This window comes from Chryseobacterium herbae (assembly GCF_025154075.1).
GTDB classification, from domain to species: Bacteria; Bacteroidota; Bacteroidia; order Flavobacteriales; family Weeksellaceae; genus Chryseobacterium; species Chryseobacterium herbae.
The window spans coordinates 503653-520535 of the sequence record NZ_JAOAMU010000001.1 but is presented as its reverse complement, the minus strand read 5'-3'; the positions used below and the strand labels follow the sequence as shown (position 1 = coordinate 520535).

The following is a 16883-nucleotide window of genomic DNA, read 5'->3' as shown; positions in this document are numbered from 1 at the left end:
TTAAAAAAATCATCATTGACAAATCACTAAAAATGCCTAAATTTGTACGCTTTTAGAAAAATAAGAAATGCAATTATCAGAACAAGAAATCATTAGAAGAGAAAAGCTGAACAAGCTTACTGAAATGGGAATAAATGCGTTCCCTGCGGAGGAGTATACGATTACAGATACTACAGAATCTATAAAACAGGATTTTTCTGAGAATAAACAGGTGAAGATCGCTGGTAGATTGATGTCCCGCAGAATTCAGGGGAAGGCTTCTTTTGCTGAATTGCAGGACTCTAAGGGTAAGATCCAGGTTTATTTCAACAGAGACGAGATCTGTCCGGGTGATGACAAAGAACTGTATAATGAAGTGTACAAACACCTTTTGGACATCGGAGATATTATCGGTATCGAAGGAACTTTATTCACTACTCAGGTAGGGGAAATGACAATTTTAGTAAAGAATTTTACGCTTCTTACTAAAGCTTTACGTCCGCTTCCTCAACCAAGAACTGACGAAAATGGAGTAGTACACGACGGATTTAATGATCCTGAACTGAGATACAGACAGCGTTATGTAGATTTAACGGTTAACCCTCAGGTGAAAGAAATCTTCGTGAAAAGAACAAAAATGTTCAATGCGATGAGAACTTTCTTCAACGATGCCGGATATTTTGAGGTGGAAACACCAATCCTGCAGTCGATTCCGGGAGGAGCGGCAGCAAAACCGTTTATCACGCACCATAATGCTTTAGATATTCCATTATATTTAAGAATCGCGAACGAATTATATCTTAAAAGACTAATTGTTGGAGGTTTTGACGGGGTGTATGAGTTCTCTAAAAACTTCAGAAATGAAGGGATGGACAGAACCCACAATCCTGAATTTACAGCGATGGAAATCTATGTCGCATACAAAGACTACAACTGGATGATGGATTTCACAGAAAAACTGTTGGAATTCTGTGCCAATCAGGTGAACGGAAGTGCGGAATCTACTTTCGGAGAACATACAATCAACTGGAAAGCACCTTATCCAAGAGTTTCTATGACCGAGGCGATCCAAAAATATACAGGTTTCGATATCACCGGAAAAACTGAGCAGGAACTGTTTGATTTTGCTAAATCTATCGGAATTGACGTGAATGAAACGATGGGGAAAGGAAAATTAATTGATGAGATCTTCGGTGAAAAGTGTGAAGGAAACTTCATCCAGCCGACATTCATCACGGATTATCCGATCGAAATGTCTCCATTGACGAAGAAACACAGAAGCAAAGAAGGTTTAACAGAGCGTTTTGAATTAATGGTTTGTGGAAAAGAAATTGCTAATGCCTATTCCGAGCTGAATGATCCGATTGACCAGAGAGAGCGTTTCGAATCTCAAATGGCTCTGTCAGAAAGAGGAGATGATGAAGCGATGTTCATTGACCAGGATTTCTTAAGAGCATTGGAATACGGTATGCCTCCAACTTCCGGATTAGGAATTGGGATGGACAGACTGATCATGTTCTTGACAAACAATGCATCTATCCAGGAAGTATTATTCTTCCCTCAGATGAGACCGGAGAAAACGGTTCCTCAGATTGAACTAGGTGAAGATGAAAAAGTGATTCTGGAAATCTTAAAGTCAGGCGAGCAAGTTGCATTGAATGATGTAAAACAACAAAGTCAGCTTTCCGGTAAGAAGTGGGATAAAGCGTCTAAAACTTTGACTAAGAATAATTTGGTGAAAGTAGAGAAAATTGACGACGTTCTTTTAATGAAACTGGCGTAAGCTTTACGATATAAAATAAATATAAACCGGTACAGAATCATTCTGTACCGGTTTTTTTATTTCCTTAGCCAGATCTTACTTTCTCTGCTTACTGAATGAAGCCATCAGATAAAATAAAAACGGAAGAATAAACAAAGAACCGAGCATGAGTGCCCAACCCAGAGCATTAATGGTTTTTGGCGGAGCCATGTGTTCCAGTAATGAAAGATGCTGTCCGTTTCCAAGCAGGATGATATCGGGATTATGCTGATAGGTAGCTGCAATCAGAATCATCACCATCTGAAAGCCTGCCAATGCCCGTACAGGAAGCAGTTTTCGCCGATGCAGAGCACGAAGGATCAGTCCCAGAGCCACTGTTGCAAAGGAAATGGCCATAATTCCCAACGGTTTTGAAAATACCCACATCACAAGAGGAATGTCAGAAATATAAGCTGTCAAAAACACCAGCATTCCTGTGACCACTACAAAAACCATCGTCTGTCTGGATTTTTTGATCATCAGGGTAAGATCAGCTTTATCACGGGTTTCTCTTAATGAAAATATCGAGGCCAGGTAAGCGCATAATGATACGGTGAATAAACCTACAGAAACACCGAACCAGTTCAGCCAGCTGAAAATATATAAATCTAAAAATCCTACTGCATCAGGATTGATGGAATGTGAAACCGTTGCTGCAGCAATCAATCCTAAGAAAAACGGTGTCAGCAGACTTGCATAATAGAAAACCTGCGTATATAAAACCTGCATATTGTCTTTCACGGCATCATAATGTCTGAAAGTAAAAGCGGTTCCTCTTGCGATAATGCCTAAAAGCATCAGAACCAGAGGAATATGAAGGTAGGTGGACATCGTAGTGTAAATCTCAGGAAATCCTACAAAAAGGATCACGATCGCGATGATCAGCCACATATGATTAGCCTCCCATACCGGCGCGATGGATTCATACATGATCTCCTCGGTTTTGTGACGGGCTTTTTTATGGGTGAACAGCTCTACAATTCCGGCTCCGAAATCAGCGCCGCCCAAAATGATATACAGGCAGATAGAAAGCCATAGAAATCCTATTACAACGTAGATCATGATTTTTTGTTTTTATCGTTAAACTGAGCGTCTGTAGGGTCGTAAAGTTTAGGTACCATCTGGATCTGTCTTTTTAAAAGGAAGATAATGATCAGTGATAATGACACGAAAATAGCGGTAAAGAAGTAGAAAGAATACTGTATTCCCGGCATTGGGGTCACGGCATCTACCGTTTTCATAATTCCGTAGATGATCCATGGTTGTCTTCCCACTTCGGTCACTGTCCATCCTGCTTCCAGAGCGATATATCCGAAAGGAGTAGCGAACAGAAAGGTCTTTAAAAGCCAGTTTTTAGTCAGCCATTCCTTTTTAAAGAAGAAAGCATACAGATAAATACTTCCGATGATAATCATCACCACCCCGAAAAAGATCATAATCTGAAAAGCGTAATGAACAACGGCTACCGGCGGCCATTCGTCTCTTGGGAAATCATTTAATCCTTTAACTTCATGATTGAAATCATTGCTCACCAAAAAGCTTAGTACTTTTGGAATTTTAATGGCATATTTTACTTCACCTTTGTCCTGGTCAGGAATTCCGCCGATAATGAACGGGGCTCCTTTTTCAGTTTCAAAGTGAGCTTCCATTGCAGCAAGTTTGATAGGCTGTCTTTCCGCAACGGATTTAGCAGCTACGTCACCACTTAATGGTGCTCCAAATGCTCCGATTAAAGCAAATCCGGCTGCAATTCTGAATGCTTTCGTATGAAATTCCACATTCTTTTTCTTCATAATTAAAAAGGCGTGAACCCCTGCAACGGCAAATCCTGTCGCACAGAACGCAGCCACCGTCATATGAAGAGCCTGTGGAAACCAGGCATCATTAAACATCGCTTTGATAGGATCTATATTTAAATATTGTCCGTTGATATAGTCGAAACCTGTCGGTGAATTCATCCATGCATTAGCCGCAACCACAAGAATACCGGAAGCCAGTCCGCTAAGACCTACCAGAAATCCACAAAACCAATGGAACCATTTATTGAATTTTTCCCAGCCATATAAAAAGAACCCGATGGCAATGGCTTCAATAAAAAATGCGGTTCCCTCAAGAGAAAACGGCATTCCGAAGATGGGTCCGGCATGTTTCATAAATCCCGGCCACAAAAGTCCAAGCTCAAAAGAAAGCATGGTTCCTGAAACGGCACCGGTAGCAAACAGAATCGCAACTCCTTTGCTCCAGGCTTTTGTAAGGCCTTTGTATACTTCATTATTGGTCTTAAGGTATTTCCAGTGAGCGAAGGCCATCAGAAAGGGCATCACCATTCCCACACAGGCGAAAATGATATGAAAGCCCAGCGAGAGGGCCATCTGCGCGCGGGCTGCAATAAAATCATCCATATAATCAACTTTTGAGTAAATAAATTTAAGCATAAAATACGGATGTATAATATGATTTTATACAGATGCTATTTGGGAAATAGGTAATAACTTTAAACTTTTTTAGATAAAACATGACTTCTGGTTTTGATAAAAACTCTACTCTTTTTTGACATATTTTAACTTTCATAAGTCGAAAAAAATCACGATATTTGTAGGTCTTTGCATTAGGCAAAATTTATTAATTTTATATGAGTCAAAAACAATATACAGCTAGCAGTATCCAGGCCTTAGAGGGTATGGAACACGTTCGACTAAGACCATCAATGTACATTGGAGATGTAGGAGTAAGAGGTCTTCATCATTTGGTTTATGAAGTAGTAGATAACTCTATTGACGAGGCTTTGGCAGGGTATTGCGATACCATTCTGGTAACCATCCACGAAGGAGAGAGTATCTCTGTAAAAGATAACGGTAGAGGAATTCCTGTAGATTTTCACGAAAAAGAACAAAAATCTGCTCTAGAGGTTGTCATGACTAAAATCGGAGCAGGAGGGAAATTTGATAAAGATTCTTACAAAGTATCCGGAGGTCTTCACGGAGTAGGGGTATCTTGTGTGAATGCACTTTCTACTTTATTGGTGGCTACAGTAAGCCTTAACGGTAAATTATATCAACAAAAATATTCAGAAGGAAAAGCACTTGCAGATGTTGCTGAAATAGGAACTACCGAGGAAAGAGGAACAGAAGTGTTCTTCCAGCCGGATGCTACCATTTTTCAGGAAACGGTTTACAACTACGATACTCTTGCTACAAGATTACGTGAACTTGCTTTCCTTAACAAAGGAATTACGATAACGCTTATTGATGAGAGAAATCCTAACGAAGACGGAACATTCTCGTCAGAAATTTTCCATTCTGAAGGTGGTCTGAAAGAGTTTGTAGAATATATCGACGGAAACAGAGAGTCTATCATGGAGAATGTGATCTTCATGGAAGCAGAAAGAGATGATATTCCTGTAGAAGTGGCGATGCGTTATAACACGTCATTCAGCGAGAATCTTCACTCTTACGTAAACAATATCAATACCCATGAAGGGGGAACTCACCTTGCCGGTTTCAGACGTGCTCTGACAAGAACACTAAAGAAATATGCTGATGATCTGGGTATTCCTCAGAAAGAAAAAGTAGAAATTACCGGTGATGACTTCCGTGAAGGATTAACCGCTGTGATTTCTGTAAAAGTTATGGAGCCTCAGTTTGAAGGACAGACCAAAACGAAACTAGGAAACTCTGAAGTTTCAGGAGCTGTAGATAAAATTGTAGGGGAAATGCTTTCTAATTTCCTTGAAGAAAATCCTAATGAAGCGAAAATTATCGTTCAAAAGGTAGTTTTAGCTGCAAAAGCAAGACAGGCAGCGAAGAAAGCCCGTGAGATGGTTCAGAGAAAATCTCCGATGGGAGGTTCAGGACTTCCAGGGAAATTATCCGACTGTTCGTCTAAAGATCCGGCAGAATCTGAACTATTCTTAGTAGAGGGAGATTCCGCAGGTGGAACCGCTAAGCAAGGTAGAGACAGACATTTCCAGGCTATTTTACCATTAAGAGGTAAGATTCTGAACGTTGAGAAATCAATGCTTCATAAAGTATATGACAACGAGGAAATTAAAAATATCTATACCGCTCTTGGAGTTTCTGTAGGTACGGAAGAAGACAGTAAGGCCCTGAATATGGTTAAACTGAGATATCATAAAGTAGTGATCATGACCGATGCCGATATTGACGGATCTCACATTTCTACCCTGATTCTTACCTTCTTCTTCAGATTTATGAAGGAACTTATCGAGAACGGATATATCTATATTGCTCAGCCGCCTTTATATTTATTAAAGAAAGGAAACAAAAAGATATATGCTTACAACGAGAAAGAGCGTGAAGAATTTACTTTGGAAATGGCTCCGGACGGAAAAGGTGTAGAGGTACAGCGTTATAAAGGTCTTGGGGAAATGAATCCTGAGCAGCTTTGGGAAACAACCCTGAACCCTGAACACAGAATCTTAAAGCAGGTAACCATTGATAATGCAGTGGAAGCAGATAGCATATTCTCAATGTTGATGGGAGATGAGGTACCACCAAGAAGAGAATTTATCGAGAAAAATGCAAAGTATGCTAAGATTGACGCATAATTATTGTTAAAAATATATGAAAAAAAGCTTCTATTTATTAGAAGCTTTTTCTATATTTGGTGAAAACCAATAAAAAATAATAATATGTTAACTCTTTTACAAACAGACCCTTATGACGGGGCTGACGCAATGTCTGGTGCCGCTGCTGCAGGACTGGGAATGGGCTCTATGATTTTCGGATTGCTGGCTTATCTATTTTATGGATACTGTATGTATAAAATATTTCAGAAAGCAGGAAGAGAAGATGCATGGGCAGCTTTTATCCCAATCTATAATATCATCGTGCTGCTTGATATTGTTAAGAAACCAATTTGGTGGATCATCCTGTTCCTGATTCCTTTTGTGAACTTATTTGCTTCATGGGTGGTAAATGACAGATTGGCAAAAGCCTTTGGAAAAGAAACTCCGGTTTATACCATTCTTCTTTTCTTCTTTGGGTTCATTTTTGTGCCTGTTCTTGCTTTCAGCAGTGATAAGTATGACAGTAACAGAATTCCAAATGATCAGTAATTAATAAAGAAATAGATAAAAGACTTCAGAAATGAAGTCTTTTTTTTGTGTCTTTTTGTAGAATTTGAAAATTTAACAAATTATTATTTTTAAAAATATTTGAGTTTAAAAATGACAAAATATCCTTATTTAGAGATATAAATTGTTTAAATCATAATATAAACAGATTTCTATAACGAAGGCTTTTCTTTAGTATCCGTATTTATATTAAAATAAAAAATTAACATTTATTAAGATTTTATTATTTTTGCCCAATTTTAATAACCATGATGAAAAAATTAGTTTTCGGAGCTTTACATGAAGCCTCAGTATATGCTGAAAAAATAATGCTGTGCAGTTCTGTAAAAATTAATTCTTTTTTAATGACTGAAAAGAGTATATGAGAATTAGCAGCAAACTTAATACAGCAATCTGCTGTTTAGCCTTTAATCTATTTTTTACACAGCATAAATTTCTGGTTCAGCCTGCTTTTGATGAAGCTGATCTAAAAAAAACAAATTCACTGATAGAAAAAACAGCACCCGCAGAAATACTTTATAATTCTGTTCGGTATAATTTTTTGGCGGATGGTACGGTAGAAAAGGAGTATTATTCAAAGATCAAGATCTATGATAAAAAGAATGCGGAAGAATGGCTGAATATTGAAATCCCTCTGTTTTCTGAAGATAAGCTGGAAAAATATGATGTAAAAATCTATAACCTGGCCAATAACAAAGTAGATAAGATTTCAATAGATAAAAAAGAGCAGCTGAAAGAAAACTTCACCAAAGGTCTGAAAATCTATAAACTTGCGGTTCCCAATATTCTGGATGGGTCAATCATTGAATACAGCTATAAATTGGTGACCAAAAATGTAGTCAATCTGAATTATTTTCTTGAGTATAATATTCCTGTGATCTATCAGGAATATAATCTGGAATATCCGGATGACCGTCTGGCCTACCATTTTAATAATACGGGGTCTATTACAACGCCTAAATATCATGTTTCAAGTATAGAAGACCGTTTTGGTGCGCTGTATAATGTATTTCGTTTTGGATACGAAAATATAAAATCGGTTCAGAAAGAAAAGTTTGTAAAGAATGTGGACCGATATCGTGGGAAAGTAAAGCCGGAATTAAAGAAATATTCAGGAACCTATTTTAGTTATTTTGATTCCAAGGATTGGAACGAAGTGGCAAAGCAGCTGGATAAAAGTGATGATTTTGGTGGATTTTTGAGGAGTAATGTGAATGACCTACTTCCGGAAAAAATTAAAACGGGCTACGGCTCCGTAGAAAAAGCAGATAAAATTTTCAATTTTGTAAAAGATCATTATAAATGGAACAGAGAAGATGCCATACTGACCTCCCAAAGCCTTAAACAGCTTATAAAGACGAAAGCCGGAAACAGTGCAGAAATTAATCTCCTTCTGATTATGCTTTTAAGAAATGCAGGTATTGAAGCCAATCCACTTTTGATTTCTACCGTAGATAATGGAATTCTGAATATCGCTTCACCAAGTCTCAGGTATTTTAATTTCTTGTTGGCATCCGTTAAAATTGAGAATCAGATCTATTTTTATGATGCGACTTCTTTTAGTTCAAAAGCAAATATTCTTCCGGAAAGGGACTGGAATGACTTTGGAATCCTTCTTGAAAAAAATAAAGGAACAGACCTGTCCTATTCCAATACGAATATCAGCAAAAAAGAACAGATCATCAAAGCCAGCCTGGATATTGAAAATTCAACCATAAAAGGAACATTTTTACAGAAAGATCATGGAATGTTTGCCATAGAATCCTATGATGAGTTCGATACCAGTAAAGATAAATACAACCAGTCTTTTGCTTCCAACTACAATGCGGATATCAAGGAGGTAGAGTCTAAACTTCTTGAGAATGGTGATTTCGAGTCTCAGATGGCTTTTTCCGGTAATAGTTTTATGGATGTTGTTGGAAATAAAGTAGTTATTAATCCTGTATTATTTCTGAATACGAAAAGTGAATCTTTTGACCAGCCTGAAGCAAGAAAGAATCAGATTGATTTTATCTCTGCCTTTGAAAAAGAAAAGAGAATTGAACTGGTCATTCCTGAGAATTATAAGATTTTAAGTCTTCCCAAAGATAAAAAAATGGCTACGGATGATAAGGAAATATCTTATACGTACAAGGTTGAAACTACCGGAAATAAGATAATAATTACCTCAAAAGTAAATGTCGCAAGCCAAAATTATCCTAAAGAATACTATCCTTTTTTCAAACAGATATGGAAAGCTATATCAGATTTTGAAAACCAGGTGATCACGCTGGAAAAAAAATAGTGATCAAAATTATTTAATAAATTATCTCGTAAAAACTTAACTGCAATGATGAAAATATTAATTCTAGGGGCTTTATCTACCGCCTCGATATATTTTGCCCAAACGTATCCGGCATCTGCCATTCCTGAAAATTTAAAGAAAAATGCTGATGTAGTCATCAGAAAAGATTTTACCACGGCTCAAATTAATAAAATTGATGAAATTAAATACCAGTTCAATACAGTAACGACCGTTTTAAATAAAGATGGTGACTCTAAAGCTTTGATTTATATACCTTATCAAAAAGGAGATAATGTTTCAGATGTGAAGGTTACTGTTTATGATGAGGCCGGAAAAAAGGTGAAAAGTTTTTCCAAATCTGATTTCGGTGATTTTGCAAACAATACACAGGGCGTTTTTTATTCTGATAACAGGATTTTGGGGTTGTCATACACTTCGGCTTATTACCCGTATACCATTGATTTTTCTTATCAGATCACCAATGATAATACCATTTTCATTCCTGATTTTGTACCATTTTCTTCGCCCAATATATCTCTTGAAGAAGCGCAGTTTAAAATAATCAATAAATCAGGGATCGAGCTCAGAACCAAAACGTATCCTTCAAAATATGACTATACTTCCGTACTGACAACTGATAACGGAAGTGAAAAAACATATTCCTATAAAAATGTTCCGGCTATTGATGATGCCCAGATGCTTCCACAGCCTGTAAAAATTTTACCGAAAGTAAGTTTTGCATTAGCTAAATTCAATCTGGAAGGAAAACAAGGGACTTTGAATAACTGGACAGATTTCGGAACCTGGTATTATACCAATCTCGTAGAGCCGGTTTCTGCATCTACCCCTGCTATTAAGGCTGAGGTGGCTGCCTTAAAGTTAGAAGGTTCAACCGAGGAAAAAGTCAAAAAACTCTACCAGTATATGCAGACAAAAACCAGGTATATATTCGTAGGATTGGGAATAGGCGGATGGCTACCCATGCTTCCGGATGAAGTGCATAAAAAAGGATATGGAGACTGTAAAGGACTTACTAATTACATGAAAACCCTGTTGAATGAGGCCGGAATTCCATCTAATTACTGTGTCATCAATTCCAGCGCATCTCAGGTTTCTTTTGATCCTGACTTTCCAGCGATGGGCGGAAATCACGCCATTTTGATGGTTCCTACTGAAAAGGGAAATATCTGGTTGGAAAATACTTCCCAGCAGATTGCTTTTAATCATCTGGGTTATAGTACTGCAGACAGAAATGTGCTTGCTGTAACCAAAAAAGGAATTGAACTTATCAATACACCGACCTATACTGCGGAACAAAACAGAGAGAAGCAGATCTTAAAAATTACCCTGAGTGAAGACAGTACCATAAAAGGAGAAGGCCAGTTTGCATATACCGGAAGTCAGTATGACAGTAATTTATCATATGCTTATTTGTCACCCAAAGAAAGAATTGAATCTATGAAAAGCAGATTTGATGTTCTGAATTTTGAGAAAGTGGAAATGAAAGACTTTGTGAATGATAAAGATAATGCTGTTGTAAAATTCAATATGGATTTTAAAGCTAATAATTATTCCAAATCTACGGGAGAAAGCTTGATATTCAGAGCTGTACCTATTTTTTCTAACAGTCATTACAAAGCTGATGAAAACAGAGAGCTTCCTTTTGAAATAGGACAGTCTTTTGAGGATGAATATGAAATAGATTTTGTACTTCCAAAAAATTATAAAATAGACGAAGTTCCACAAAATGTGACGATCAATTCTGAATTTGGAACCTACAAACTTACGCTTGTGAAAAACGGAGAATCAGTAAAAGTGAACCGTTTCATTAAAATAAACAAAGGCATATTTCCAAAAGAGAAATACAACGACTATGTGAGTTTCCGTAAAAAAACCATGAATACGGACAATTCTAAAATATTAATAACTAAAATTTAAACATAAGTATGAAAAAAGCATTATTGATAGCTTTCTGTTCCGGGATTTTGACCTATGTAAACGGTCAGAAACATGAATTTCTGGATCCGCCTAAATTTAACGATGCAGATCTTACCAAACCAAAATCTTTGCTGGATGAAAATGCTCCTGCCGAGATTTTATACAGATCAGTGCATTTTAATATTGATCCTGCTACCGGAAACCTCCGTAAAAGCGTTTTCAGCAGAGTTAAAATCTATGATAAAGATAAGGCGGAAGAATGGCTGAACCTTGAAATTCCGCTTTATCTGAGCTCGGAAAGAGAAACATTGGAAAAGATAAAAGCATTTACCTATAACCTTGAGAATGGTGCTTCTGTAGCCACAAAAGTGGATAAAAGCTCAAAATATAAAAGTAAAGAAAGTAAGTTTGTGACTATCAATAAATTTGCTTTTCCCAATGTAAAGAACGGATCCGTTATTGAATATCAGTACGCGATTTTATCTCCGTTTTTATATTCTGTTCCGCAGGTGGTGATAGAAACAGATGTACCATCTTTGTACACGGAATATATTCTGGATACACCGGTGAATATATCTTACAATGTAAATTATACAGGATCATTAGTCCCAAAATATAGAGAAATAGAAGAAAGGGCAATGTATGGACTGGATTATAAAACATACAGGTTCGGATATGAAAATCTGAAAGGATTCAAAACTGAAAAATTTATTAAAAACGACAAAAACTACCGGACAAAAATAAGTGCAGAACTTCACTCCACCTTATTCTCAAAGCTACAAATGTACTCTTCATCATGGGATGAAATCAAGGATAAGCTTTACCTCAGTAATGATTTCGGAGATGAATTGAAAAGAACAAAACTTGCTAAAGAACGTATTCCTGCAACAGTTTCAGAGATGAAATCTGAAAAAGAAAAGGCGGATGCCATTTTTGAATATGTGAAAAATACATTCATCTGGAATAAGGACAGAGGCATATCTACAGATGAAGGAATCAAAAAGCTGTTGGAAACCAAAACAGGAAATGCCGCTGAAATTAATCTCTTTTTGGTCACCATGTTGAGAGAAGCAGGACTTAAGGCAGATCCGCTAATTATTTCCACGGTAGACCACGGTCTTATCAATTTGGCTTCGCCAAGTGTGAATAGTGCCAACTTTGTGATTGCTGCCGTTAGAATAAAAGACAGCTATCAGCTATATGATGCTACCTCAAAACAGTCTTCTGCAAACAATCTTCCGCCTAGAGACTGGAATGAATACGGTATTTTGATCGCAAAAGAGAAAATACTACATATACAGATGCCCAACTTGTCATCAAGTTTTAATTATCTTACAGCCGAAGCAAAAATCAATGAAGATGGAAGCATTTCCGGGAAATATTCTGATAAAGATACCGGTACGTATGCGATGTTTGCTAAAGAAAGTTATGATGAAAATGCTGAAAAATACAAAAAACAGTATAAAGACAACTTTTCAATAGATTTTGCAGGCATTGATTCGAAAATTTTGGAAAACGGAGATTTTGAAAGTACCATGAAATTCTCTTCAGACAATATGATTGATCGAGTAGGAAAAAAAATGATCATCAATCCAATGCTTTTCCTGAACAAAAATTCTAATGAATTTGACCAGACAGAGGAGAGAAAATATCCTATAGACTTTATATCTGCATATACTAAAGTGAAAAAAGTAATTCTGGAAATACCGGACGGCTATGTCATAGAAAGCATGCCTAAAAGTAAAAAAATTGTTACCCAGGATAAAGAAATAGAGTACAGCTATGTTGCCGAGCAGAAAGGAAATAAGCTGGAAGTTACCTCCACAACAAAAATTGTAAGTCCGGATTATCCTAAAGAATATTATCCTGCATTTAAACAGATTTGGGGTACCGCTTCAAAAAGTGAAAACCAGGTAATCAGTCTGATTAAAAAATCATAAAAGACTATTTCTGTTTAGATTTTTACATCAAATAAAAATAAATTTACAAAACCATTCATTTTTTGAATGGTTTTTGTATTAGCAATAGAAAAATAAATTATGAAAAATATGATTGCCGTTCTGGCAGTTTCTTCTTTTCTTGCTTTTTCAGCTTGTAAAAAGGCGGAAAATACAGCTGCACCTTCTGATAAAATGGAGACAGCGCAGCCTGAAAAATTTGCAGTGGATTCTGTAAAAGTAAGTGATTCTTCAAAGATTGCAGACTCATTGAGTGTGAAATTTACTTCAAAATTGCTCGTTTTTCCAACTTTGAAAGAAAAAAAATTATTAGACAGTATCTATTTTCATGAGCAGGGAATAAATGACTTTTCTGAAAAAGGACTGCAAGCCTACCTTGATAATCAGAAAAATGAATACTTCAAATCAACGAAAAGTGAAAGCAAAGACTGGATTTCAGATGTCTCGTATGCCCAAAGCTGGTACACCAATTCCTATATGGATTTGATCTCTAATGAGAATGATTATATGCATATCGGATATGTATGGAGCTCATATGAAGGCGGTGCCCACGATAATTTTGGATTTTCAGAAAGAGTTTTTGATCTTAAAAACAATAGAAAACTGGAACTTAAAGATGTGACTTCCATGCCGAAAGCCAAACTGGAAGCGCTGTTGATGAAGAATCTTAATAAAGTAAAAAGTGGAACAACAGATGCTGAAGGAGAAGTGAAAAACTCAGAAATGCTGCTGGTAGAAGTGATTCCGGCCACGAATAATTTCTATTTTGATCAGAAGAACCTGTATTTCCATTACAGCCCGTACGAAATTGCCGCTTTTGCAGCAGGAGATATTGTTATTCCGGTTTCCTGGGATGAATTGAAGGGAACTTTGAATGCAGAATTTAAAGAAAGAATGAAAATAAAGTAAATTAATGCTTCCGGATCAGGAAGCATTTTCTATTTTTGCGGTAATGGAGAAAGCAGCTTTTATCATTAATCCCTTTTCGGCCAAAAAAAATTATCAGCCGTTTCTTGACGAACTCAAAAAAAAGGTTGACAACCCTTTGTATTATATCTCTGAATCTATTCCGGGGACAGATGATTTTATTAAGGCTAATTTTGACAAGGTCGATATTTTTGTTGCTATAGGTGGTGACGGAACGATCTCCACTGTGGCGAGAAATCTTATTAATACAGAAAAAATTCTGGCTATATTTCCTGCAGGATCGGGGAATGGCTTTTCCAATGAGACTAAATTTAATAAAAATCTGGATGAACTTCTGGAGAAAATTAAAGCGAAAGCATTCAGGAAGATTGATACTTTTACAGTAAATGAGAGACTGTCGATCAACGTTTCAGGCACCGGGTTTGATGGAAAAGTAGTCAAAGAGTTTGAAAAAACTACCCGTGGATTCAAAAATTACATCAAAGTCTCTCTGAAGACATTCTTTAATTATAAACCCATCAAGGTTAAATTTACCGACGAAGCTTACCAACAGTACAACGGAAGATACCTGATGCTGAATATCGCTAACACCCGTCAGTTCGGAAATAACGCTTACATTGCTCCCAACGCGAGTAAAAGTGACGGATTGGTTGATATGGTACTGGTGAAGAAATTCCCGCTGACCTATTCCGCTCTTTTTGCCTTCAGAATGTTTACCAAAAGACTGAAGGATGACGAATATGTAACCTATCTTCCCGTTTCAGAAATTTCATTCAAAGTAACCACCAAAAACTGGCATCTCGATGGTGAATTTAATAAAATAGAATCACCGGTTCATGTGAAGGTATTGCCCGCAAGTCTGAATATTTTAGTATAAGATAAAGGTAAAGGCAAAAACGATCATTTTGAAATTCAATAGGGGTGGGCTTTAGCCCGCCTTACAAATAAACCCTTATTCATTCGGCTTTAGCCAAAATCTAAAAATTAAAACACAAGTTACACGAACAATCACAAAAATATTTACTGTCATCATACGTGAGAATCTTTGTCATCTGTGGTTAAAAAGAATAATTAGTTTAAATTCTATTTATTTCTTAATGCTAAAACCTACATTTTGTTTTACGATAAATTTTGCTGAGTGTTAACTGCCCTTTGTAAGGTAAAACTTTTTATTTCAATAAATTTTTAGCACAAAGCTCTTTCTAATCTTGTTTTAATGAAATGGTAATTTATTTAAGGAAGTATTAAATTGGTTTAATCGCAAAGCCGCAAAGAAATTTAAAAAGATTATGCTTTAAGGCGCTAGGATTTTATCTGCGATAAAATTGATTGTGTTATATTGATCGTTCACATTTCTTCCTGGCTGAAAATCTTTGATTTTCTTGCGCCTTAAAATATTCGTATTTTTAATCGGGCTTTGCGCCTTTTGCGCTTTTCCAACCATCTGAATAATAAAATATTAAAGTACCAAAAACCTAAACGGAAAACCATCAAACTTCCAGCTTCTTCTCAATCTCAGCCGGATGATTCAGACAATACTGTAGCTGCTCCTTATCCAGCTGCTTTTCCCAGTTGGCAACAACTACCGTAGCCACAGAATTTCCAACAACGTTCGTTAAAGCTCTGCATTCGCTCATAAATTTGTCAATTCCCAGTATCAAAGTCATTCCTGCAATCGGGATTTCGGGAACGACAGCCAATGTTGCAGCTAGTGTCACAAATCCTGCTCCTGTAACTCCTGCGGCTCCTTTTGAACTTAACATTGCTACCAAAAGCAACATTAACTGTTTTTCTAAAGGAAGATCAATATTCAGAGCCTGAGCGATAAATAGAGAAGCGAGTGTCATATAAATATTGGTGCCATCCAGGTTGAAGGAATATCCGGTAGGAACTACCAGTCCCACAATAGCTCTCGAACAACCGGCCTTTTCTAGCTTTTCCATAATTCCCGGAAGTGCGGATTCTGAAGAACTGGTTCCTAAAACCAATAGAAGTTCCTCTTTCAGATAAAACATCAGTTTAAAAATACTGAATCCGTTGTACCAGGCCACCGCTCCCAAAACCAATACCACGAAAAGGGCAGACGTAATATAGAAAGTTCCTACTAGAAATATCAGGTTCAGTACCGAGTGAAGACCATATTTTCCGATGGTGAAGGCCATTGCTCCAAAAGCCCCGATAGGAGCTAGTTTCATCAGCATATGGACAATTTTGAAAATAGGAGTAGATAAATCCTGCAGGAAATCAGTCACTTTCTGACTTTTCTCTTTGGTTAAAACCAGAGCAATACCCATTAAAATAGCTATAAGAAGTACCTGAAGTATATTTTCACCAACAAGTGGACTGAAAAGTGTTTCAGGAATAATATTCATGATAAAACCGGTCAGGGTAGAGTCGTGAGCCTTTTGCTGATATTGCGAAACATCGCCGGATAGAGTAGCGGGGTCAATATTTAAGCCGTGTCCCGGCTGTAGAAGATTTCCGACGATTAATCCGATGATCAGAGCCAAAGTCGAGAACGTAAAGAAATAAATCATTGCTTTTACAGCGATACGGCCGACTTTTTTGAGATCAGTCATATGAGCAATTCCTAAAGTCAGGGTAATAAAAATCACCGGAGCGATAATCATTTTCACCAGTTTGATGAACCCGTCGCCGAGTGGTTTCATTTTTTCACCTAATTCGGGATAAAACCTTCCTAAAAGGATACCGGCTGCTATGGCTATAATGACTTGAAAATAAAGCTGATGATAAAGTGGTTTCGATTTCAAAGGATTCTTTTTTAGATTTTGAAGCCGGAAAATTAAGAATTTTTATCTTAAAACATGACAAAAGTCAGTTAAATTGATGGTTTTGAGAGAAGATGGAAGAAAGGAAGATGGGAGATGGAGGATTGGGAAG

At 36.9% G+C, this 16883-nt stretch carries 11 protein-coding genes; 8 read left to right on the top strand and 3 right to left on the bottom strand.

The window, feature by feature from the left end; all coding sequences use genetic code 11:
* The first annotated feature begins 67 nt into the window (after window positions 1–67).
* Window positions 68–1762, top strand: coding sequence for a lysine--tRNA ligase (lysS, locus tag N0B48_RS02215; RefSeq protein ID WP_259836383.1), 1695 nt, complete (start codon window positions 68–70; stop codon window positions 1760–1762).
* A gap of 75 nt (window positions 1763–1837) precedes the next feature.
* Here the strand turns inward: lysS and N0B48_RS02210 are convergent, their stop codons facing one another.
* The gene (locus N0B48_RS02210; protein WP_259836380.1) at window positions 1838–2842 is read right to left on the bottom strand and encodes a cytochrome d ubiquinol oxidase subunit II; all 1005 of its coding nucleotides are present in this window, start codon (window positions 2840–2842) and stop codon (window positions 1838–1840) included.
* Window positions 2839–4182 (bottom strand): cytochrome ubiquinol oxidase subunit I, encoded by a 1344-nt coding sequence (locus N0B48_RS02205; RefSeq protein ID WP_259837532.1) that lies wholly within the window; start codon window positions 4180–4182, stop codon window positions 2839–2841. Before N0B48_RS02205 ends, N0B48_RS02210 begins: the two co-directional genes overlap by 4 nt.
* Window positions 4183–4412: 230 nt before the next feature.
* Here N0B48_RS02205 and gyrB point away from each other — a divergent pair, with 230 nt between their 5' ends.
* From gyrB to N0B48_RS02170, 7 genes are all read left to right on the top strand, one after another.
* Entirely contained in the window at window positions 4413–6347 is a 1935-nt protein-coding gene (gene gyrB / locus N0B48_RS02200) for a DNA topoisomerase (ATP-hydrolyzing) subunit B (protein WP_259836378.1), read from the top strand.
* An 84-nt stretch (window positions 6348–6431) separates the two neighbouring features.
* A complete protein-coding gene (locus N0B48_RS02195; protein WP_259836376.1) occupies window positions 6432–6857 on the top strand; it encodes a DUF5684 domain-containing protein in 426 nt (141 codons plus the stop codon).
* Window positions 6858–7236: 379 nt separating this feature from the next.
* Window positions 7237–9159, top strand: coding sequence for a transglutaminase family protein (locus N0B48_RS02190; protein WP_259836373.1), 1923 nt, complete (start codon window positions 7237–7239; stop codon window positions 9157–9159).
* Window positions 9160–9204: 45 nt separating this feature from the next.
* Window positions 9205–11097, top strand: coding sequence for a DUF3858 domain-containing protein (locus N0B48_RS02185; protein WP_259836370.1), 1893 nt, complete (start codon window positions 9205–9207; stop codon window positions 11095–11097).
* 8 nt (window positions 11098–11105) lie between these two features.
* A complete protein-coding gene (locus tag N0B48_RS02180) occupies window positions 11106–13037 on the top strand; it encodes a transglutaminase-like domain-containing protein (protein WP_259836367.1) in 1932 nt (643 codons plus the stop codon).
* A gap of 99 nt (window positions 13038–13136) precedes the next feature.
* Window positions 13137–13964 carry an RsiV family protein gene (locus tag N0B48_RS02175; protein WP_259836364.1) on the top strand — a complete coding sequence of 276 codons (828 nt, stop codon included), beginning with the start codon at window positions 13137–13139 and terminating at the stop codon, window positions 13962–13964.
* A 4-nt stretch (window positions 13965–13968) separates the two neighbouring features.
* On the top strand, window positions 13969–14859 hold the full coding sequence (locus tag N0B48_RS02170) for a diacylglycerol/lipid kinase family protein (RefSeq protein WP_371830614.1): 891 nt from the start codon (window positions 13969–13971) through the stop codon (window positions 14857–14859).
* Window positions 14860–15472: 613 nt separating this feature from the next.
* Here N0B48_RS02170 and N0B48_RS02165 read toward each other — a convergent pair.
* On the bottom strand, window positions 15473–16753 hold the full coding sequence (locus N0B48_RS02165; RefSeq protein ID WP_259836361.1) for a dicarboxylate/amino acid:cation symporter: 1281 nt from the start codon (window positions 16751–16753) through the stop codon (window positions 15473–15475).
* Between the last annotated feature and the right edge of the window lie 130 nt (window positions 16754–16883).